The organism is Planctomycetaceae bacterium (assembly GCA_041398785.1).
GTDB lineage: Bacteria > Planctomycetota > Planctomycetia > Planctomycetales > Planctomycetaceae > JAWKUA01.
In genome coordinates this window covers 128,213-150,570 of sequence record JAWKUA010000020.1, presented here as the reverse complement: position 1 = coordinate 150,570, position 22,358 = coordinate 128,213, and the positions used below count along the sequence as shown (strand labels likewise).

General features: G+C 60.3%; 12 protein-coding genes. 4 read left to right on the top strand and 8 right to left on the bottom strand.

Features of this window, described 5'->3' with window-relative positions; all coding sequences use genetic code 11:
• The first annotated feature begins 138 nt into the window (after window positions 1-138).
• Both R3C19_21030 and R3C19_21025 read left to right on the top strand, forming a co-directional pair.
• Entirely contained in the window at window positions 139-564 is a 426-nt protein-coding gene (locus R3C19_21030) for a biopolymer transporter ExbD (protein MEZ6062835.1), read from the top strand.
• Window positions 561-2,957: a hypothetical protein gene (locus tag R3C19_21025; protein ID MEZ6062834.1), complete on the top strand. Its 2,397-nt coding sequence runs from the start codon at window positions 561-563 to the stop codon at window positions 2,955-2,957. Before R3C19_21030 ends, R3C19_21025 begins: the two co-directional genes overlap by 4 nt.
• 59 nt (window positions 2,958-3,016) lie before the next feature.
• Here the strand turns inward: R3C19_21025 and R3C19_21020 are convergent, their stop codons facing one another.
• Entirely contained in the window at window positions 3,017-4,057 is a 1,041-nt protein-coding gene (locus R3C19_21020) for a hypothetical protein (GenBank protein MEZ6062833.1), read from the bottom strand.
• Entirely contained in the window at window positions 4,054-5,985 is a 1,932-nt protein-coding gene (locus R3C19_21015) for a hypothetical protein (GenBank protein ID MEZ6062832.1), read from the bottom strand. The genes R3C19_21020 and R3C19_21015 overlap by 4 nt, the downstream gene beginning before the upstream one ends.
• A gap of 492 nt (window positions 5,986-6,477) precedes the next feature.
• Between R3C19_21015 and R3C19_21010 the strand changes: the two genes are divergently transcribed.
• On the top strand, window positions 6,478-9,474 hold the full coding sequence (locus R3C19_21010; protein MEZ6062831.1) for a c-type cytochrome: 2,997 nt from the start codon (window positions 6,478-6,480) through the stop codon (window positions 9,472-9,474).
• 222 nt (window positions 9,475-9,696) lie between these two features.
• Here the strand turns inward: R3C19_21010 and R3C19_21005 are convergent, their stop codons facing one another.
• On the bottom strand, window positions 9,697-10,494 hold the full coding sequence (locus R3C19_21005; GenBank protein ID MEZ6062830.1) for a hypothetical protein: 798 nt from the start codon (window positions 10,492-10,494) through the stop codon (window positions 9,697-9,699).
• 152 nt (window positions 10,495-10,646) lie between these two features.
• Here R3C19_21005 and R3C19_21000 point away from each other — a divergent pair, with 152 nt between their 5' ends.
• On the top strand, window positions 10,647-11,606 hold the full coding sequence (locus R3C19_21000) for a DUF1572 family protein (protein MEZ6062829.1): 960 nt from the start codon (window positions 10,647-10,649) through the stop codon (window positions 11,604-11,606).
• 102 nt (window positions 11,607-11,708) lie between these two features.
• On the opposite strand, the gene R3C19_20995 is transcribed toward R3C19_21000, so the two are convergent.
• The 5 genes from R3C19_20995 to R3C19_20975 all read right to left on the bottom strand — a co-directional run bounded on the left by R3C19_20995 (window position 11,709) and on the right by R3C19_20975 (window position 22,240).
• The gene (locus R3C19_20995; GenBank protein MEZ6062828.1) at window positions 11,709-13,646 is read right to left on the bottom strand and encodes a VCBS repeat-containing protein; all 1,938 of its coding nucleotides are present in this window, start codon (window positions 13,644-13,646) and stop codon (window positions 11,709-11,711) included.
• A gap of 2,405 nt (window positions 13,647-16,051) precedes the next feature.
• On the bottom strand, window positions 16,052-18,484 hold the full coding sequence (locus tag R3C19_20990) for a DUF1549 and DUF1553 domain-containing protein (GenBank protein MEZ6062827.1): 2,433 nt from the start codon (window positions 18,482-18,484) through the stop codon (window positions 16,052-16,054).
• Window positions 18,485-18,602: 118 nt separating this feature from the next.
• Window positions 18,603-20,435: a hypothetical protein gene (locus R3C19_20985; protein ID MEZ6062826.1), complete on the bottom strand. Its 1,833-nt coding sequence runs from the start codon at window positions 20,433-20,435 to the stop codon at window positions 18,603-18,605.
• Between the two features lie 393 nt (window positions 20,436-20,828).
• Window positions 20,829-21,494, bottom strand: a complete 666-nt coding sequence (locus tag R3C19_20980) for a class I SAM-dependent methyltransferase (GenBank protein MEZ6062825.1) — start codon at window positions 21,492-21,494, stop codon at window positions 20,829-20,831.
• A gap of 8 nt (window positions 21,495-21,502) precedes the next feature.
• Window positions 21,503-22,240 (bottom strand): TylF/MycF/NovP-related O-methyltransferase, encoded by a 738-nt coding sequence (locus R3C19_20975; GenBank protein MEZ6062824.1) that lies wholly within the window; start codon window positions 22,238-22,240, stop codon window positions 21,503-21,505.
• Between the last annotated feature and the right edge of the window lie 118 nt (window positions 22,241-22,358).

Genomic DNA, 22,358 nt, shown 5'->3' with positions numbered 1-22,358 from the left:
ATGTGACGCATCCTGATGCGCGGTTCATTGCGTTCCATGCGGCCCGGCGGGAGGTCGCGCAAATCTCTGTCTGAAATCGTCAGCGGTCTCGATATACTTTCCCGACACGCCTTCATCTGTCTGTTCGGATTCCGTCCCATGCCGCTGCGAACTGAGTCGCTGGAACAACCCAGCCTGAACCTGACGCCGATGATCGACATCGTGTTTCTACTGATCATCTTCTTCATGGTGGGGACCCGATTCAGCGAAATTGAGCAGCAGTACGACGTGGAGCTTCCCACGGCGGCTGCCGTTGAGCCCATGTCGCGCCGTCCGGACCCGCTGGTGGTCAACGTCACGCGGTCCGGCGAATTCAGCATCAACAACGAACGGCTATCCGCGGAGGCACTCCAGCAGCGGCTGGAGGCGGCGCGCAGGGCATGGTCGGATCAAGCGGTGTTGATTCGCGGAGACGGCGAAGGCACGTACCAGGCAGTCATTGACGTGATGAATATCTGCCACCTGGCTCAGATCAAGAGCTTCTCACTGGCGTTTCAGCCGACTTCGCCGGAGACCTCCGAATGAACACGCTTCGAGCCGTGGTTCTGAAGATCTGGCACGGCGATTCACTGAACGGCGACGATATCGTTGCGCTGGTTCTGCTGCTGGCGATGATTGCGTCGCTCGCTCACCTGCTGACGATGCTGATTACTCGCTGGGGTGACCGCCATATCGCGCTGAAGTCGCTGGCCGCTTCGCTGCTGGTGCACACCGTTTGTATTCTGGGACTGGAAGTGTTTGATCCGCTGGACCGAAATCTGGCGAGTGCCGCAGTTGTGGAATTCCGCCGCCCGGACCTGCAGACACATATCCTTGTGGAAAGCGACGACACCGTTCCTCTGAGTGAATCGGGAAACACGCCGCTGCCCGATCGGCCCACGGCCCCCGATATCCAAATGCAGCGGCTGCCGACGGAATCTCGTCAGATGCAGCTTCCGGAAATTCCGGATCGTGAGCAACAGCCGCTGGAGGCACTTCGTACCGAACAGGACAACGTGTCGCAATTCGAACCGGATGACAGCGCAGCCGCTGCGGTTCCCGTCGATCACGGCGAACGCGGACCGAAACAGATTGCCGCCGAAGATCCGCTGGCCGACATGGAGACAGAACTCGAACGCAGCACCGCAGACGTTTACGTTCCCGAGAGTGAGCGAACGGTTACCGAACGAGGTGCCATCATTCCCGATGAATTCCCGCGCGAACGGCAGGTTCCGGCTGGCGCCGTCGGTCGGCTCGACAGTGAAATCATTCCCGATGATGTTTCCATCGCGGTAACAACGTCTAATGATCCGGATGCGGCGGTGGCATTGCCGATCATCGAACCCACCGGAACTCCCCGGCGCAGTGCGGCTCCGGTGACCGGAACGGATCCTCTGGAAACGGCCGGCCTGAACATCGAGGCACCGACGGAACGCACGCTGCCGGCGCGGTCATTTGAATCGCGGCTGCCGCGACCGGAACGTTCGTTCGCCACCGACAATCCATCCGATCGACCGGTGCGTGAGACGTTTTCGAATCCACGGACGGAGATTCCCCTGTCGACGGATTACAACGAAGTCCGCGTCGGCCGGATCGCTCCCGCGATGAGCGACGCATTGAGGTCGGCGGCACTGCTGGTGGACACCGACGTTCACAACATCCGTCCTCGCGATGCGGTGGCTCCGTCTTATCAACTGCGAAATCTTGAACTTCGTCGCGAAGCGGCTCGGCGGTTCGGCGGAACGGCCGAATCCGAATCGGCGGTCGAGCGCAGCCTGCAGTGGCTGGCAAACATGCAATCCGCCGACGGCCACTGGGATGCCGCGACGTTCGGAGCCGGGCAGATTCAACACGACGAAACTCGCCGGTCTCAGGAATACGTGGGCCGGGATGCCGACACGGGACTGACGGCACTGGTGATGCTGTCGTTTCTGGGAGCCGGCTATACCCATGAAACCGGAAAGTATGCTCTGAACGTCGATCGGGCGATGGACTGGCTGATCTCCGGCCAGGACGAAAACGGAAACCTCAGCGGCCGCGCCGGGCACTATGCCCGGATGTATTGCCACGCGATGGCGACCTACGCTCTGGCCGAAGCGTTTGGAATGCAGAAGGCCGATCTTGCCTACGGGCCGATCGTCTCCCCGCATGTGTTTCAAAGCGGAGCGACAGTCGCCAATTCCGTGAATGCCGCGGTGATTTCGTCGCATGGAATCCCGGTGATCGCGGGATTCAGCGTTTCGGAATACTCGACGTCGACGGCCACAGATCTGACGGCCTATCACCTTCGACGAGTCGATGATCTGCGACTGCGGGCGGCGTTGCTGCGAGCGATCACGTTTACCATCAGTCAGCAGAACCCGGACACGGGCGGCTGGAGATACAGGTTTGGCCAGGAAGGCGACGTCAGTATGTTCGGCTGGCAGATGATGTCGCTGAAAAGCGCGGAGATTGCGGGAGTGCGGATCGATCCGCAGGTTCGTCAGCGAATGGTCGCGTTTCTGAACAGCGTAAGGCAGGGAAACGACGGCGGCCTGTTTGGTTACCGTCGCGGCGAGAAGGTGAGTCCGGCGATGACGGCGGAAGCGCTGTTCTGCCAGCAGATGCTTGGCTATACCAGGGATTCGCCCAGCAGCCAGGAATCCGTTCGCTACCTGCTGCAGAACATGCCGCGGCTGTCCGAACTGAACCTCTATTATTGGTACTACGGAACTCTGGCGATGTATCAGTTCGGCGGAGAACCGTGGGAACAGTGGAACTCCGCCGTTCGAGACACGCTGATTCGGCAGCAGCGAACCGACGGCAACTTCGCCGGAAGCTGGGACCCCGACGATCCGTGGGGACGCTACGGCGGACGGCTGTATTCGACGGCCATCGCGACGCTGACGCTGGAAGTCTACTACCGTTTGTTGCCGCTGTACCGGATGAACGAAGAGTGACGCTGCCGGGATGCGTCGGCACGCGGCTCACCCCGACTCTATTTGTACCAGCCTGTCCTTCAGGCGGCGTGTTCCGCGGAGGTCTCCCGCTTGGCTTCCAGTTCGCCGTGAATCAGCAGCCCGCGCAGGACGGCGGTTGTTTCATCATCCGCGTTTCGCACAAACTGAATGCGGGGAGCGATGTCGTGATCGACCAGACGCTCAGTCAGCGCGCTGGCGAATCCCGCCGTTTTTGTCGCGCCTCCCGCGCACAGGACGGGCAGCCGCTGATCACCGAAGTCGCTCTTCACGCGAGTATCGTTCAGCAGCTTGTGGATTGAACGGGCGACTCGGTCAAGCAGCACGCCGTACAGTCGCGAGAACATCTTTTCCCGTTCACCGACGGCATTGCGCAGATGGACATCCGACTCCAGCTTCCACTGTCGCACGGCTTCCGGATCAAGATAGCAGACACCGGAATCGTCCCAGATCTGCAGTTTGAACTGCCGAGCCATCTCCATGTCGACCCATTCCGCGCCGGCGGAGATCACGGACGACACCAGTTCGACTCCCTGGCGAGCGATGCTGATATGTGTCGTTTCCGCTCCCATAACGATTGTGATTCCGGAGAACGCCGTTTCGCTGCCGGCAGCCAGCAGCGCCGCCTGCGTCGGGCGGACGCTCATGGGAACGTAGCCGTTCATCAGAATCAACCGCGCCAGAAACTGTTCGTTGCGCATTCGGTGTTCGGAACCGGGGACCGTAAAGACGCAGATCCGGCGATTGTCGCGCTGCACGGGAAGCATGCAGTTCACCAGGATGTTCAGCATCTGCCGTGCGGGAGCGTCATCGGACGGCACGCATCCGTCGCTGAAGATCGCTGCGCGCGGACGCCGGCTCAGCCAACTGACGTCGGCCGCTCGATTGCCAAAAATCACCAGACTGTCCTCACACTCGGCATACGGCGTGTGGGCCGCTTCCAACGCATTGCGGAACGGTTCCGTGTTCGGCAGCTCCGCGTATTCGGTACGCTCACAGAACATCGTGATCCGGTCGGGAGTCCGCGGGTCGCGATAGGCGGAACGAATGGCGTGGCAGCCGAAATCCATTGCTGTAATCATGATTCCGTCGGTTCCTGAAGTGAGTTCAGTGCGCGATCCAGATGGCTGGGCGATGCGGAAGGCGCGATGGTTTCACCGGACATCATCGGTTTGGTCGCAGACGACGATGCGGCGGAAACAGATGATCCCGCGGCAGTTGCCTGCTGTGCCGGACGATTGGCATTCCGGCCGGCCGTGTTCATATGCGGAGCCGGCACTCCCTGGTGTGCCGCGTCAATCCGCAGCCGGCGCGGCCCGGCGGGGCGTCCGAACAGGGCAATCCTCAGCGGCAGGTCCGCTACCTGAAGATTGATCGGCAGGCGGTTCTGAATCATCGCTTCCAGTGCATCGATCGTTTCAGACGTGTCACTGATTTCGTCCATCGCTGCCGGGTCCATCGCTGCCGATTTCATCACGGCCGAGTCCATCATTGCCGGACGGCGTCGGATCTCGTCCGTCGAATCACAGGCGACCATTTCAGCACGCGTTTCGTCCCGTTCATCCGTCGGACACGAATCCGACGCAATCCCGGAGGGTGCGGCCGAAGATATCCATTCGCCTCCAAACCACTCAACGTCGCCCACAAGTGCTCGTGGCGGCGCGGTGGCTTCCGAGGCGATCTGATCCTGACTGATGGTCGCCGCGTCTTCGATGTCGGCGGCGGGTGCTTCTTCACGCGTTTGAAGCTTCGGCATGACGGATTCGGCAGCGGAGGTCTGCATGTACTGCAGCAGCGAAGAAGAGTCTTCGGCAAGTTCGTCACTGGCTTCGTTGTGACCGGTCTGGTCACGATCGATGGCCGTCTTCGGGCTGACGAACCGGCTGAGTTTTGAATCCCGTTCGGCTCGCTGTTCGTGCTCCGCGCGACTCTTCAGCCACCCGGACACCACCAGGCCCAGTGACATCACCAGCCCGGCAATAAACACCAGGTTCCAGAACGCGGAATTGCTGTCAGAAGCTGCTTTCGGGAAGGCGTCGTTGAGCGCTGCGGTCAGGGCGGCGCTTTCAGCCGTGTCAGCTTTGGACGCGGTGGAAGTGAACTCGTCGTTCGCCGACATCGCGCCGGCGTTCGCCGACACGGAGGGAGCCGACGGCTGTGCAGCACCGCCTGCCATTCCCGGAATCAACAGTCCTCCACCAGTGGTGATGGACGCGGTGTCGCCGGCGTCGGATGTTGTCTGCAGCGAAGCCGTTGTCATCGGCGGCGCCGAATTCAGTCCCGTCGGAAACGTCAGCGGACGCTGCGTGTCCAGTGCTTCCGGGACGATCGTTGTTTCACGAAGCTCGACCGACGGATGTCCGATGTGAACTGCCGGCCCCGTCTGCGGTCCGCGCTGCCACGTTGGCTGCTGTCCGTTAAAGATTTCCGAAATTCGCTGTCCCGACACCGTTACGACGGAAGCCAGCAACAACACGTCACCGTGGCGAACGGAATCCGACGGCATCAACCGCAGCGAAACCGGACGTCCCTGTTCCGTACGGATCGCGGGAATCGCGGCGTCGGGAGGAATCGTCGTCTGAAGTCCCTCCAGCAGCCGTTCGAGCAGTTCTGTTCGGCCGTCAAACTGAAGCACCAGCGGCAGGTCATCTGTCACTAGCACGACGTTGCCGCCGGCATCGGTCGGTGCCGCTCGATGCAGCAGGACTATGTCGCCGGGGGCCAGCAGGCTGCCGGCATCGGCCTGGCCTTCTCTGATAAACTCGCTGCCGATCGGTCGCGGCGGTGAATCTCGCAGGATGACCGCACTGCCTTCAAACAGTTGAGTTCCGCTGCTTTGCACCAGATCCCGCAAATGGACCGGCTGCCCCGCGGCGTAGCTGTACGAATCGGGCTGATCGGCGTCGCCGCCAATCGTGTAACGCACGTTCTGAGCCACCGCGGACGGCGCGAGCCCGATCGGCAGGAGCATCGCGACGATCAGCCCGGAAAGGACGGTCTGCCGATTCATGACATCTACCTTCATACAGCAACGCGGAAGTGCCACTCCGCCGAAATCGAAAACCGTTGCCGTTTGCATTCCGTCGCCCATATCAATGACACGCGGCGAACAGAGTGAGAAGCTGCAGCAACGAACGCCGGCAGCCTCTTCAGGAACGGTCCGGCAGAATCCGCGCGAACGCGTCGAAGCGCAGGACTCCGCGACTTCTTCAGAATCGGCAATTCAATCCCGTCAATTGATTGTTTCCATCTGCGCGGCACAGTCGCCCCAGACTGCCTCGATGACCGGTGGCTTGAACTTCCGTCTGTGCGGATTCACGATTCACACGTCGCGCGATCGCCGCCGCCTGAATGTGTCGCCGCCGGAACTGCCGTCGCGCGGCGGGAACAGCCGTGCAGCGATCAAAAACCACCAGAGAAACTCGGCCGGGCAGAACGCTGTGAGTCGGCTGAACGACGGCGTCCCGTGATTCGAAAAAGGCACGAACCAGGAAGACCTGTGATGAACATTCGAGATCTGTCCGTTTCCTTCGTCATCGCAGTTCTTTCGGCATCGTTCGCCGCTGCTCAGGAACGCGACCAGGTGATTCCGCATGCTCAGGACGTGCCGCCCGGTCCCGCTCTGACGCCGCAGCAGGCCATCGCCAAAATGACCGTGCCGGAAGGGTTCTCCGTTGAACTTGTCGCGTCGGAACCGGACATCGTGAATCCGGTGGCGATGACTTTCGACGAACAGGGCCGGATCTGGATCACGGAAAGTCTCGAATACCCGCGCCGCTCACCCGGCCCCGGACGCGACCGGATCAAGGTCCTGGAAGACACCGATCACGATGGCGTCGCTGACAGGTTCACCGTGTTTGCCGAGGGGCTGAACATCCCGTCGGGCATCGCCGTCGGCCACGGCGGTGTCTGGGTAGCGAACGCTCCTGACATCCTGTTCATGCGAGACACCGACGGAGACCTGAAGGCCGACACCAGCGAAGTCGTTGTCACCGGCTTCGGACGTTTTGATACTCACGAGTTGCCGAATTCTCTGACGTGGGGACCGGACGGCTGGCTTTACGGCCTGAACGGCGTCTTTAATCGCAGCGTTGTGAAAACGCAGGACGAGACGTTCGACTTTACCTGCGCACTGTTTCGCATCGATCCGAGAACTCGCAGGTTTGAACTGTTCGCCGAGGGGACCAGCAATCCGTGGGGAGTCGCCTGGAACCCCGTCGGCGACGCCTTCCTGAGCGCCTGCGTGATCGATCATCTGTGGCATCTGACCGAAACCGGCTACTACCATCGCCAGGGCGGCCCGTATCCGCCGCATACCTGGAAGCTGGAATCCATCGTCGACCACAAGCATCAGAAAGCGGCGTACTGCGGCATTCACTACTTCGACAGCGATGCGTATCCGGCCGAATATCGCGACCGGCTGTACATGGGCAACATCCACGGAAACTGCGTCAACGTTGACGTGCTGGAAGATCGCGGAGCCACGTACTTCGCGAAGCCTGCCCCCGACTTTCTGTCTGCGAACGACGCATGGTTTATGCCTGTCGTGCAGAAGACCGGCCCGGACGGCTGCCTGTATGTGCTGGACTGGTACGACCGTTATCACTGCTATCAGGATGCAAATCGTGACCCCGAAGGAATCGATCGACTGAAGGGCCGGCTCTACCGTATTCGCTACCAGGACACGCCGCGAGCGCCCGCGTTCGACGTTGCATCGGAATCAAGTGCTCAGCTTGTTGAACGCCTGCGCAGTCCGAACGTCTACTTCCGCGATATCGCTCAGCGGATCTTCTCCGAACGAGCGTCGCCCGAAGACGTGCCGTTGCTGGAAGGTCTGGTGCTGAGTGATTCGGAGACGCTCAGGACCCGCATGCACGCGCTGTGGTCGCTTGCCGGCGCCGGACCGCTGCGGAACGAGTTTCTGGCCGCGGTGCTGGAACTGGCCGACGATAATCTGCGAGCGTGGGGTGTGCGAATCGCCGGAAATCAGCGAGTTACAGACGAAGCACTTGTGGCGAACATCCACGAACTGCGGTTCGACGACAGTCCGCGGGTTCGTGTGCAGGTGGCCATCGCGGCACCGAAGCTTGATGGCCTGCCGACGATGCCAACGCTGATTGACGTGCTGTCGGCGTCCGGCGATGACCGCATCATTCCCAGCATCGTGTGGCAGAATCTGCATCCGCTTCTGGAAGACAACGCGACGGAATTCATCGCGGCTTATGGCGGGTTGTCGGAAGAACGGCAGGCTCAGGTCAGTCACGTCATGCCGCGAGTCATCGACCGACTGCTGGCTTCCGAGTCTCCGGACACGAAGCATACGTCGGAGCTCATCAACCTGTTGTTTGATCAGCGTCGCGACGACCGGAAGCTCAAAGATGCGACGGCACCGGAATCTCTTCGACTGATTTCGCAGCGAGTTCAGGACGGCGAATTGTCACTGCAGAACGGACTCCGCATCTTCGAAGCGACCTCCGCTGTCTTGCAACCTCTGCTGAATTCAAATCCTCCCGATGTCCTGTCGGTCGATGTCGCGGAGTTCACCGCATCACTTGGCCTGGAATCAGGACTCGAAGTCGCCGCCAAAATCGTGCGGGAACGAACCGGTGACAACCGGGTTCGCATGATGAGAGCACTCGTGGCGGGGAACTCCGATTCCGTGCTGCAGCTTGCCCGCGAGTTGCTGCAGTCGGAAGGCACAGCAGCCGACGAGCAGCGTCAACTGCTGCAGGTGATCGGTGACTTCGATTCGCCCGAAATTGCGGCGTTGATTCTGAACCAACTGGCGTCACTGCCGGAAAACGTTCGTCCCGTCGCCATCGAAACGCTGACCGGTCGCACCGACTGGGGACTGGCTCTGATGAACTCGATCGCCGCCGGCGACCTTCCGCCGGAGACTCTGAACGCCAATCAGGCGCGGAAGCTGCTGAGTCTGAACGATGAGACGCTGTCCGGCCTGCTGAAGAAACACTGGGGCACCGTCCGCACCGAACGCGATCCCGATCGAGATCGCTTTGTCAGGCAGATGGATCGCCTGCTGCATCAGACGAAAGGCGATCCCGTTGCCGGGCAGGCGGTCTTCAAGAAGGTGTGTGGTCAGTGCCACAAGATGTACGGCGAAGGCGCCGAAGTTGGTCCCGACATTACTCGCAACGGCCGATCATCGTACGACCAGTTGCTGTCCAATGTGTTCGACCCCAGCCTGGTGATCGGAGCCGCCTACCAGGCGGTCACGGTAGTCACGACGGACGGTAAGGTCATCAATGGCCTGCCCGTGGAAGACAACGATCAGCGCATCGTGCTGAAAGTTCAGGGAGACAAGCAGGAGACAATTCCGCGTTCAAAGGTCGAAGAACAGTTTCGCAGCGAATTGTCACTGATGCCTGAAGGTCTGGAAAAACAACTCACGCCGCAGGAAATCGCCGACCTGTTCGCGCTGCTGGTTCTGGATCGTCCGCCCGGCGATCCGAATGCACGCAGGATTCCGGGCGCGGAGTAGTCATTCGTCAGCCGAGTCTTGATGGATCCCACGAGCAGTTTCATCGGGAGGGCGAGGATCCTGCCGTGCCGCTGCCGCGTCGGGCACCCTTTGGCACAGGCAGCTCAGCGGGATCCTCTCACTCCCGGCCATCCGTGCCACACCTGCATTCATCGATTCACGCCTGACAGACCGGTAGCGCGCAACCAGATGGCCGTCCGTGCGTTTCGCGCACTCGCCGCGTTATCCAAACCCGCCGGTCACGACCACGCCTACGGTCGGGGCGATGAGCGACATTTCACACACAAGCGACTTCAGGAAGGGTTTCCTGTTTTCGTCCCATCGAGTCACCAGGTAGTACAGAAAATACGGCCCGAATGCCCAGCACAGAAAACCGCACAGCGTACTTTCTTCATACGCATTGCCGATGATGCGCCAGTGCTGAAACGCGCTGGCAAGTGCCAGCGGTATCAGGGATATGAAGCTCAGGATCCGTCCCGCGTCGGGCACCGAAAACGTCAACACACCACCGACGATCCCGATCACGCCGAACAACAGACAGAAAATCAGCACCGGCGCATAGGTCTCTTCCGGCGGATCAGGCTCCCAGTCGTCGCCGACCAACCGTCCTCCCGGACCTCTGCGCCGCGGACGATTTTCAATCCCGTAGGCTTCATACTCTTCCTCCGGAATTGCCGGGGACGAGTAGCTGGACAGCGGCTGATTCCAGATATTGTCGGGCGTGATGGCGGCGGCCTGGCGAGGACGACGTTTCCCGTCCGTCGCCGGTCTGCCCGCGGTTCGAGGACGCCGCGGTTTCGCCGATTGTCCGCCTGTGTTCGCACCGGACGCCACTCGCGATGAACGCCGTTCGCCGCCGGTCGTCGCTGACCCAGCCCTGGACACGGCGGCCGCAGGTCGAGCAACCTGCGGCAATTGAACAACGCTTTTGCATGCCGGGCAGCGGATCTTCTTGCCGGCGTGCTCTGCCCCGACGGACAGCGTTTTTTCACAGGATGGGCACGCCGCAGTAATCTTCATTCGCCTGCACCTGACCGGATGTGTTTCCTGAACCGCTGTAAGCCTTAACCGCTGTATGACCGTGTCGCAAGCGTCGATGTCGAGTCCATTCGTATTACGGGATGCAGCGTACGGTTCGACACAGCTCGACACAAGATTATCATCAGCGGACCATGAGAGAAGTCATCCCCAGTTTGCTGTGGATCGGTAATGCGGCTGACGTGCGAAGCAAGGCGGACACGCTGCGGCACGAAATCGCCGCCACCATTGATCTGGCGATCGACGAAACTCCGGCGACGTGGCCGCACGACATCATTCACTGCCGCCTGCCGCTGATCGACGGCACCGGAAATTCGCCTGCTCTGCTGCGGGCAGCCGTCGAGATCACAGCCAACTTTGTATCGGCCGGCGTCCGGACACTGGTGACCTGCGGTGGCGGCATGAGTCGATCTGTCGCGGTTTCCGCTGCCGTGGTTGCTCGCCTGGAATCCACACGACTGAACGACGCTTTGCAGAAGGTAGCCGCGACCGGTGCTCACGACGTCGCTCCGGGACTTTGGGCCGACATGACCGCTGTGTTCGAACAATCACCACCGGACACTGAGCGGTCGTTCCTTCTCGCAACCGTCGACACATTCAAAGCCAACAGGCGTCTTGCGGAACGAGCCGTGGAACAGACCTCCGATCAGCATCTGCACATCGCTGTCGACGACAACACGAATTCGATTGCCGTCATCATGAAGCACGTTGCCGGAAATCTGATTTCCCGATGGACCGACTTCCTGACCAGCGACGGTGAAAAGCCTGACCGCAATCGTGACGACGAATTTGTCGATTCCTTTCGCGACCGCGCGGAGCTGTTGTCTTACTGGAATCGCGGCTGGACCGTCCTGCTGGATTCACTGAACGGTTTGACGCCGGAAGATCTGCACAAGACCGTCGTGATTCGCGGCGAACCGCATTCCGTTTCTCTGGCAATACAGCGGTCGCTCGGACACACCTGCTACCACGCCGGCCAGATTGTCCAATTGGCGCGAGTTCACGCCGGAGATAACTGGAACGTGCTCACGATTGCCCGCGGGCAGTCGGAACAATTCAATCGCGATCATTGGGGACCGACAGGCCGCTCGTAGTTGCGGGCTGTGGCTGACCGCGAGGCTGACGTTTGCAGATCGCGCCGGTCGAACGCGGTCGCGTCCGTATCGAGTCCGGCACGCGGCCGGTACCGACGGTCTCTAGCGGCTCTGGTGATACAGGAACCCATCTTCCGCGCCGACCAGCAGGTCCGGAATGCCGTTGCCGTTCAGGTCAATCGTAGCCGGGCTGCTGGTGTGTCCGGCAAGTTTCCGAACGTCGACGGTGCCCGTGTTATGCAGCGTGACGCGGCCACTGTCGTCGGTACCCAGGTTTTCATACAGATCCGCGTTTTCGCTGTTGGCGAGCAGATCGAAGTCACCGTCGCCGTCCCAGTCCACAACGTGCAGTTTTCGTCGACCGCTGCCGCCCGCGCGGTTGGCGTTGAGTTGCAGGGGCTGGCCGGTCTTGTCGACGAAGATTCGCCGCGGCGGCAGCAGTTGGTATAGGTCTTTGTCGTCGCGTCGACGTTCAAAGAAACTCAGGAAGCCCTGCTGGTCGAGCATCACCAGGTCGGTGGCTCCGTCTCTGTTCCAGTCCACTGCAATCGGTGTCGTCCGCCACTGAGTCACCAGTTCTCCGTCGGCGGGATCCCACCAAGTCCATTCCGGCTTCGGCGGATCAACCTGCCATTCAACGGTAACGGGCTGCGCGGCCGCCAGCGTCGGCAGGCCTTCGGCATCCTGCCCCGTGTTGCGGTACCAGACGACTTTGCCCCAGATGGAATTGGCAACGATGTCGGTCCGTCCGTCCATGTCCCAGTCGGCGGCCGTGATCGTTGTGTAACCCCATTTGGCCTCGCAGGGTCCCTGGATCGAACCATTCGGTCCGGCCTGAATACGGATCGTCGCGCCGTCGGCTGCCAGCAACCGGGGCGCGGCCCAGCGAACGGGGCTGCCGCCGAGATTCTGAAAGTAGCCGATGTATCCGGCCGTGTTACCGCAAAGGATGTCTGTGTCACCATCGCCGTCCCAGTCGACAGCAAACGGAGTCGCCAGCGCGCCGAACTTCAGTCGATCGGCCTTCTGCTGAAAGTAAACTGGCCCTTCGAAGACCGGTTCAGCTCCAGACGGAGTCACGTTTTCGACGAATGCGACGCGGCCGTCTTCGTCACCGACAATCAAATCGTTATCACCATCGCTGTCCCAGTCAATCGGTGTCGGGACAATCATCTGCAGGTCCATCCGCAGGTCACTTCCGTCTGTTGACTTGACGCGCGTTCCGGCGGCGAATTCGGGTGCATTATCGGTCGCCGTGTTTTCGAACCATGTAAACCGGTCAAGAAACTCGCCGCAGATCAGGTCGCGATCACCATCGCCGTCGAAGTCCGCCAGACAGGGACTCGGCCAGCCGTAAACGTCAATCGGCTTCCCGCCCGCTTCGACCTTCGCGGGCTCGCTCCAGACAGGTGCCGCATCCGTGCCGGTGTTGGTGACAAGGAACACGAATCCGTGCAGCGGACCGTTCTTCCACGTGCCCGAGCTGTCCCAGGCGTCGTCCCAGCCGTAGTCGTCCCAGATGCCGACACCGATCAGCAGATCATGATCGCCGTCTGCGTCCCAGTCGGTTCGGTGCCACTGATTCGCACGGATCTTACTGGCATTGACGATCTTCGCCGGCAGCTTCATTTCCAGCGGGTCTTCGAAGCGATGATGCGGAAAATCCTGAAACACCGTTGCCGGAGTCATCACGTCCACTCGCCCGTCGACGAAGGAAGCGCGAATGTTGTGATGCCCCGGACCAATCCGCACCGGCGGTTCGAACACCGGCAGCTTCACGCGGCCAGTGGAGTTTTCGAAGAAGTACGTTCCGTTGAACGGCTTGTCGGGACACGACACCACCAGGTCCAGATCGCCGTCGTTGTCATAGTCCATCGGCATCGGCCACGCCCACAGACCGACGCCAAGATCGACAATCAGCTCCGGATCATTGTATGTCAGCGGCAGCAACTCGCTGTTTGCCGCCGTCTGGCCGCAGCAGGATTCGGTCACCACTGCAATCGAAACCAGCAGACAGAAAACTCGGCAGATGAGTTTCATCGAAGTCACTTTGTTCTGGTGGAATATCTGACGGAATGCAGCGGCCAGTTGCGGCCGTCGTCGCGCCGTCAGCCTACCAGATTCGGCAACGTGTGTCGTTTCCGTGTTGCGTCGTCAAAGCCATCGTGACCGCTTAACGCGATGCCCAGCGCGAGATCAGAATGGCGGACCTGGTCAATGCGGCAGCTCTGCGGTCGTTGCATTCGAAACACGTCGGCTGCTCGGTCGTGCCGTCCGACAATTCGACGAGACGCGCCGGAGAGCCGCGCAATGCGCTCAGTCACCGGTAGGGTGGGTCAAGCTCGCGCTGAACGCCGGTGGGGCAGCGCAAACCGAATGACGTTTGCAGGCAGCCAACGCGACTGAGGCCGATCAACCAGCGAGCGCCGCCCCGCCGCTCCAACGGTTTGCTTGTCCCGCCCTACGGACTGAATCAGGCTGCGACGGGTCGCACCGGCGGAATTCCCGCACCGTTGAATATCCGGCTGGACGTCCGACAGGCGTGTATCAGCACCGACGATGTCGGGCGGAATGGCATACCTCGAGGCACCGACGTTGCTCTCCTCCCGTAAGGCGATCGGCAGATAAGAGTTTGCCAGTGCAGAGCGTCAACTGCTTTACCCTTCCGTTTGAACGGGAGGGACGCCGATCGAATGCCTTCAGGGCGTTCGGATCGCGGGGAGGGCTGGGCACAGGGCACTCCCGTTGGGCGGCCCAACCCTCCTCGTTGATCGGCAAACGCCGATCATCCTCGACCCTAGTATCTTCAGTCAGGTGAAAATACCTGGTGAATTTGTTGACGGTTGGATGGATCCGGTACTGGTATCGAGCCGGAATCAGGCGGCCATGCAGATCGATAATCGACCCTTGATGCATCGACATCGTGCGGGAGCTGTCGCATGGCTTAATTTTCGAACCCGAACCGTCGCTGGAGCGGTCGAGTGTGACCAGCTCGTTTCACCAGGATGGACAATGATAAGCTCAAACCGGCTGGAACCGGTGATTGGTGTGGACGTGGCAAAGGACAGCTCGACGTCTGTGATTCTCAGGGATGAAATCGGAGGTGATCAATTCAACGGCAGCCGTCGTCAAACACATCGTCGAAGAAATTGAGCCCCGAGACGACCTTCGTCGTTTGCGAAGCGACTGGTGACTAGAACGAACTCTTGTCAGGGCACTGCAGAACGCCGGCATTTCCGTGTTCGCGTTGCCAATCCTGCCAGGTGCGACAGTTCGGCAAGGGAGTCTGTCGCTGGAGAGACCGATCCGATTGATGCAAGGCTGCTCGACATTCGGCGAAACCGTCGATCTCATGCCCACGCTTCCCAAAACAGAAGCTCAGGAGGCCACGAGCCGCTGGTGCGTCGCCGCGAGCAACTGCTGCATCTGATCAATCAGGAAGAAAACCGTCGCCGGCAGGCATGGGACAAGACCAGCCGCAGGTCGATCGACAGCGTTATCAAAATGCTGAAAACAACAGGATTGATCGAACAGAAGATCCGCGAATTTCTGAACCGCCAAGCCGAACGAATCCCGCCGTTGAGATCATTCAAAGCGTTCGGAGTCGGGGTCGTCACAACGTCGACACTGCCAGGCGATCTGCCGGAACTCGGAACGCTCAATCGTCGTCAGATTTCGAACTGGCCGGTGTGCCGCGCCGTCGTCAGACAGTCGAATCAGACAAACAGCGTTCCGTTCGGAGGCCTCAGAAATATCCGGAAGAGTCTCACATGGCTGCCCTGGTGGCAACACGGAGACCGCCATCCAGATTGTCTACAAACGCCTCTGATCGCGGCAAAGCAAAAGAAAGTTGCACTGGTGGCCTGCATGCGAAAACTGCTCACCATCCTCAACACCATGGTCCGAACGGTCAGCCCCCGAGAATCAGTGAAAAGGTGGTAACCGGCACGCAAACGTAACCGGCCACCACGCTGGTGCTACCTCCGAGCATGCGGTCGCGGCACTGGCAGAGTTCCGGGTGCACGACTTTGCCGGTCACGTGAAGGGGTCAGCCGCGGCTGAACGCCGTCTGCGCAAATCGAATGACTTGCACAGCCAACGCACTGAGGCCGCCAACCAGCGAGCACCGCCCCGCCGCTCCAACGGTTTGCTGCCCCTGCGACTCCGGTTACGCGGCCGGCATTCACGTCTTCTCTGATCGCCTGAACGGCGTCAAGCCCGTCGCTCCCGTTGAAACGGGAGGATAGGTTCACATCTGCCGCTCTCCTGACGTTATGCCGTTCAACGAAATGCCGTTTGTCGTGGCAGGGCACCCGGCAGACGGGAACCAGCAGGTGTCCCGGTTCGGCACGCATCACATCGGAATGCTGCGCCGTGCCATGTCGTTCTGCACTTGCATCGCTCCGCTGCTTGTTCAGAACAAGCGGTCGAGCATTCCGTTGTCGTCAGTGCTGGAACAGGAATTCTTTGCTGTTGATGACGGCCCAGGCGACGTCTTCCACGGCGGTTGTGCGGTCCTCGCTGTTGGTGATGTGACGCAGCGATGTCTGCAGTTCCGCAGGTTCCGGCTCCCGGCTGAGTGCGATCAGATAGAGCTGTCGGATGATGTCTTCGTCGGTTTTGCCGGATGTGATCCATTGATGAACGTTGCCGTTTTCGGCTCGCAGTTTGTCGTGGACAGTCGGGCCGTTGATCAGTTGCAGGGCCTGTGAAAGGTTGCTGTCGGTGCTGCGTTCGCACTCGCAGGGAAGTTCCCGCTGCGGCTGGCCGAACACCTGCAGGAACTTGTGGCCGTCCGGCGGATCGACCAGAGCGACGGCGCGAGTTCCCTGCGGCATGCCGCCGAACGATTCCTTCACACCGGTCACCTGGCAGATGCTGTCGAGCAACTGTTCGGCGGTCAGCATGCGGGTATTGGTGTGCGAAAAGTAGATTTCGTCATCTGCGTTGAATTCGTTTCTCTGTGAACTGAGCTGATAAGTCCGGCTGGTCATGATGGTGCGAACGAGGTGCCGGGCGGAGAAGTTATTTCGGCTGAGTTCATCGGCCAGGAATTCCAGCAATTCGCGATTGGACGGCGGGTTGGAGTCGCGAAAGTCATCGACCGGCTCCACGATCCCGCGACCCATGATGTGACCCCAGATGCGATTGGCGATGGCTTTCGCAAAGAACGGATTGTCGGCCGTCGTCAGCCAGTCGGCGAAGACTTCGCGACGATCCTTGTCATCCGGAACGGCTACGTCTCCCTGCAGCAGCAGTCGCGTCTGCATTGTCTGTCCGGTCCGCGGCTGAGTGACGTCACCGCTGGTCGTGAAGTAGATCAGTTCATCATCCGGCAGTTTTCCGCCTTTGCGGCCGACTCGCTTGAACGCTGCGGCGATGCCGTAGTAGTCGTCCTGTGTCCATTTTTCGAACGGATGGTTGTGGCACTTGGCGCATTGAATCCGAATGCCCAGGAACAACTGAGCGGTCGTTTCCGTCGCGTCGATTTCGTCACGGCTGGCTCGCCAGTAGTTTGCCGCGGGGTTCTGCCGGGTGCTGCCGGTTGCGGTGAGCAGTTCGTGGGCAAATTGGTTAAGCGGTTTGTCGTCGCGGACAACGTCAAACAGCCAGCGGCGAAACTTGTGGACTCCCGATGCTGTCATGCGACGGCTGTTGCATCGCAGTACATCGCCCCACTTCATCGACCAGAATTCCGCATAGTCATCGCTGGCCAGCAGGTGATCGACAAGGTTCGCCCGCCTGGTGTCTGACGGATCCGCGAGGAAGGTCCGGGTTTCGTTCAGGGAGGGCAGCCGTCCCGTCAGATCCAGAGTCGCTCGCCGCAGGAAGTCGGTATCGCTGCACAGGTCCGATGGCTGAATCTGAAGCTGGCTGAGCTTGTCGAACACCAGCCGGTCGATTTCATTGGCGATCGGCGGATCGGACCACTGGAATGTCGGTCGTTCGGTCAGGAACGTAATTCGCGAGGTGGCCATGCGGTCCAGGTAGCGAGCCAGCACCGTCGCTTCGCCCCGACCTTCGCGGCGAACGACGGCCGACGACGATACGCTGGCGATTTCTTCGTCGGAGGAATCAAATGCGGTCAGAGCGGTCACGTCACGCGCGGAGCCGTCGCTGAAGTGGCCGGTGACCACCAGTTGCTGGCGATCGGCACCGTCCCGCAGGACTCGCAGCGCCGGATAGACTTCGATGCGTTCCAGCGTGGCGGTTCCTTCCGGTTCTGTTTTCATGCCGTCAGCAATCCAGCCGCGCAGCGCATTGTGAATCGGGTCTCCTGCGGTGAGCCGTCGTCCGCCGCCGTGAGCCATTTGCATCAGAGGTTTCTGCAGCAACAGGCTTTCATCCGGCGCAAGCAGGTTGGAACGCCGGTTGAAGAATTCGCCGCGCAGAGTCAGCAGGTCCAGTTTCGGATCGTAGCCTCGCAGAGAAAGCCGAAAACCGCCCTTCCCCGACGGTGAGCCGTGGCAGGCTCCCATGTTGCAGCCGGCTTTGGTCAGTGCCGCCAGAACTTCCGTGTGAAAGGCGACGGGGGAAGGCTGTTCGAACTGCGTCACCGTAACCTGAACGGCAGCGCGGGCATCATCGCTGACGGCCTGAATCGTTGCCGTACCGTTTCCGACCGGGACGACGACTCCGTCCTTTACGACGGCGACACTTTCGTCCGACGATGAAATTTGCGCGGAGGAAGTGACATCACGCACGGTCGACTCTTCCGCGTCGGTCGTCACCGCGAGCTGCTGCACGGCTCGTGGTCCAACCAGATGGATTTCCGTCGGGCTGACCGTCAGAGAGACGTCTGCCGCATACGCGCTGCCGGCGGTCAGCAGGGCGGACAAACAAAGCAGTGAGGGGCGGATGGAGCTTCGGGTATTCATGGTTGATAGCCTGAATCTCTGAGATTTCTGCGACGAAATGCGCCGCTGGTTTCGTTCGTCAACAAGTGATGCGATTGTCCCGATGTCGTACGCGACCGAGCGTCCCCGAAAAGTCTTGTCAGGGGTTTTTGACGTGAATCAGAATCGGCGGAACAGGTTCAGTAATCGTGGTGTTGTCTTTCTTCGATGTGCCCTGCAGGAACAGCGAATACATCCCGGCAGCGGCGCTGGCATCCGCAGTGATGGTGATCGTTGCGGAATCCGCTTCGATTGTCGCCGCCGAAATTGTGATTCCGCCGGGCAGTTGATTCGGTACCGTCGCGGCAATCGTCACCGGTTCCTTCCAGTCGCCGGTTCGCGAAGCAAGAAGATTGACCGTAGTGGAACCGCCCGGCGCCAGTGTGACGGTATCCGGATCCGACTTCAGGGACACGGCCGCTGCCGGCCGAGTCGCCACGAATAATTCCGGTGCATGTAACGGCGAGCGGTAAGGTGCTCCGTCAGGTGGCGCAAGGACCAATTTTGCTGTCGCGGTTGCCGAGGAATCCTGAGCGATGGCCGTGAGATTCAGGGGGCCATGAAAGAAGGCACGTTCCGCATCGGCGGCGGCTGTTGACGTGATGGTCAACGGCACAGAGTCCTGATTTGCGGCAAGGTACAGATCCGGCGCCGTGAGTGATTCCGGCAGGCCCTCCGCAACGATGCGCACCGGACCGGTGAGGCCGATGCGCTTGACGTTCAGCGTCAGGCTGGCCGACCCGGCGTGCGGTACTGTGACGCGGTCAACCGATGCGGAAACTTCCAGCCGCGGAGTCCCCTGGTTCAGTTCCAGCACGTAGTTCCAATTAGTCCCGCCGTTGCGCGTGAGTTCATTGACCGTGACGAAGTAATTGCCGTCTGCCGGCAGCGTGGCGGACAACTGGGCATCCGCGGGTCCGACATCGTCAATTTCGGCCAGCATAGATCCGTCGGCATTCCACAATCGAAGCACAGCGTCCGCCGGCGATCCGATATCTCTTGTGTGCGCTGTCACACAAAGCGTTTCGTTGGCAGTGCCGGTCAGTTGGTACCAGTCGGCGTCGCCGGTGCTTTGAAACCTGCCTTCGACAAAATGTGCCGCGGCATCGACGGGAGTTGCCGTCTCCTTCGAATCATTGGGCTCCGCTTCATGAACCGAAGGCTGAGCCTCTGACGGCGCGGGATACGGTGAAGGATGAATCAGCGGACTTCCGCCGACTCGCAGGTGAAAGAAGTGTCGCACCGAACCAGTGTACCTGACGTCGCGAAGTTCCAGCACGTAGCGCCCTGCTGCCGCCGGAGTGAACCGCAGGCGGGCATCACCTTCCAGACCGTCGACGTCGTCGCAGAACGCAACTTCGGCCCCCTGTTCGTTCGTGAGACGCAGGACAGGATCCAACTCAGAATTTAGCCGCCGCGCGAAGGCTTCGATGTGAACAGGTTCGGCGGCCGCAAGTTCCAGAGCGAGATACTTCGATTTCAACGGATTCATCGATCCATTGATGCAGCACGGAATTGTCACGGCGGCCGGCGACTGCGCGTCTTCGGCCGACGCGGAAACGTCGGCGCTGGGAAGGCTGTCGAAAATCAAAGACGCCGCTTCCGACACTCCCTGCTGAGTCACGACTCGTGCTGAATACACACCGGGAACGGTTTCGCCGGGAACGGTGCCGGTAAACACAGCCAGCTTGTCGTTTGGCGGTTCCGCCGGCGGCTGCGGCGCAAATTCGCCGATGTCTGTCCACAGGCTCCGGATTCCGGTCAGGTTCTGTCCGTCGACTGTTAGGACGGCATTTTGGCCGGGTTGACCATCAGTGATCACAATTCGCTGAATTGACGGTTCCTGAGCGAGCACTGCAGCATTTCCGATCAGCATCGTGACAACGGAAATCGCAGTTCCGAAGAGTCCTGCAACCGGGAACGGTCGTTGCATGAAATGTTTGCCTGGGCGGGAAATGACGTGGCGTGGAAAGCAGGTGGGCAGCCGGTCTCAGAGATCCCGCTGCCACATGATTGCGGCAGCGACCAGCCATCGCGGCTGGTGACTGACTCCGGCGGAGTTCCAGTGTAGGAACCCGGCAGCGGGGCCGTCAAAGTAAAACGCAGCCGGAGCGACCTCGCGCCGGAGATCAGCGGTTCTGACTCCGCGGCCAGGCGATTCCGCGCGGGCTCGATTTTCAGGGCTTGCGCCCCGGGAACGGATTTCCTGGCAGACGCCGTCTTTCCGCACTCCGACACGGCAGCGCGAGGTGAAACTCAGGCAAAGGCTGCCAGGCAGCGCGTTCCACGGCAGGAGGCCCGGATCGAAATGAGAAGCGAGAAGGAATTACTCGCCGATGTTCTGATGAGCGTCCCTGTAAACGTAGGTCGTGAACTCATACAGACCGTAGTCATTGCGAACGACGAAATTGCGGCTCAGGTTGTGACAAAGAAACCAGGCCATGTCATCCAGCGGCAGGTGAAACAGATCGTTCCGTTCCCAGTCGACCTGTTTGCTGATCGCGTTGAACGCTATGCCTCGGCGACTGCGGGAATACAGCAGCCGGATCACTCGCTGAACGAAACAGAACATCTCGTCGTGGCTCATCGAACACTTCGATGTAAACACGCCGTTAATGACAGCGTAGTCGAAGTCGGGCAACAGGCCGGGATCGGTCAGTGCGTCAAGCTGCTGAAAACCGGCATCCGGATGTTTGCGCTGACATTCCGCGATGAAGCGTTCGGAAAGATCGACGCCGCGGTAGTCGATGTGAGTCAGTCGCTGCGCGAGAATGTACTCATACAGGTGACCGGTGCCGCAGCCGAAATCCAGCAGCGTCGTGCGCTGGTCGGCCGGTTCGCGAATCACATCCAGCATGACCTGATAGCGGGTCAGCGCGTCGCGTTCATTCGGCCAGCCCATTCCCAGCGGTGAGTCTCCCAGCCGGTCGAAGTAGGATTCCGTGCAGGCCGTGATTTCGTGATACCGAGGCAGCGGAACGGCATGTGTCATTGGACGCCTCAGACGATAAAGTACGACTCGTCCGCGCTGAATCGGCTTCGACGCAGCCGGATGTTTTCGAGTCCGAGGAGTTCTCGCACGGCCAGCGTTTCGCCGGGAAAGACGGCGTGGTTGAGTTCGTCGAAGCCAATAATCGAACCCTGAGTCACCCGGCCGCGCAGCAGCTTCAGGCAATCCGCTGTCGGCTGGTAAAGATCCATGTCGAAGTAGGCCAGGGCCACGATCGTTTCCGGATGTTCTGCGAGATATTCGGCAAACTTCTCGGGAGCGTCACCTTTGATGACACGGAACTTTCGCACGTCGCTCATGGGAGACTGTTGTTCCCGCAGCGACAGAATGTGTTCCAGGTGAAGCTCGTAGTTCTGCGTCACCGAGTACGCTCCGGCAGTTGCCGCGTCAGCGCGGCCGTCTTTGTCGGTGACGGCGGGGAAACCTTCGAATGTATCAAAGCCCACGATCGTGCGGCGGTGATGATACGGTTCCAGGATCGCTCGCAGCGACTGCAGTGTTGCCAGGTTCTGGCCCCAGCGCGTTCCGAATTCGACAATGATTCCGGGAACGTCGACGATCTGCTGATACAGATCTGCGAAAAACATCTGCCGCTTCATTTCCATGGGCAGCATGTAAAGACCCAGATTGCGGATCAGTTCGTGCCGCGGAATCGGCGAACTCAGCAGTTCATCGCACAGGTGCGTCCTTCCGTCCACGACTGCTTTGGCCATAACGGACGGGTCCACTCGCGGTTCCGGACGGACAGCACCCGAGCGATGCGGCTTGTCGATTGAATGGATCATTTTCCGAACGCCAAATCTGAAGTATCCGATGCCGGCCTGGTCCCCAATGTACCCTCAGGCG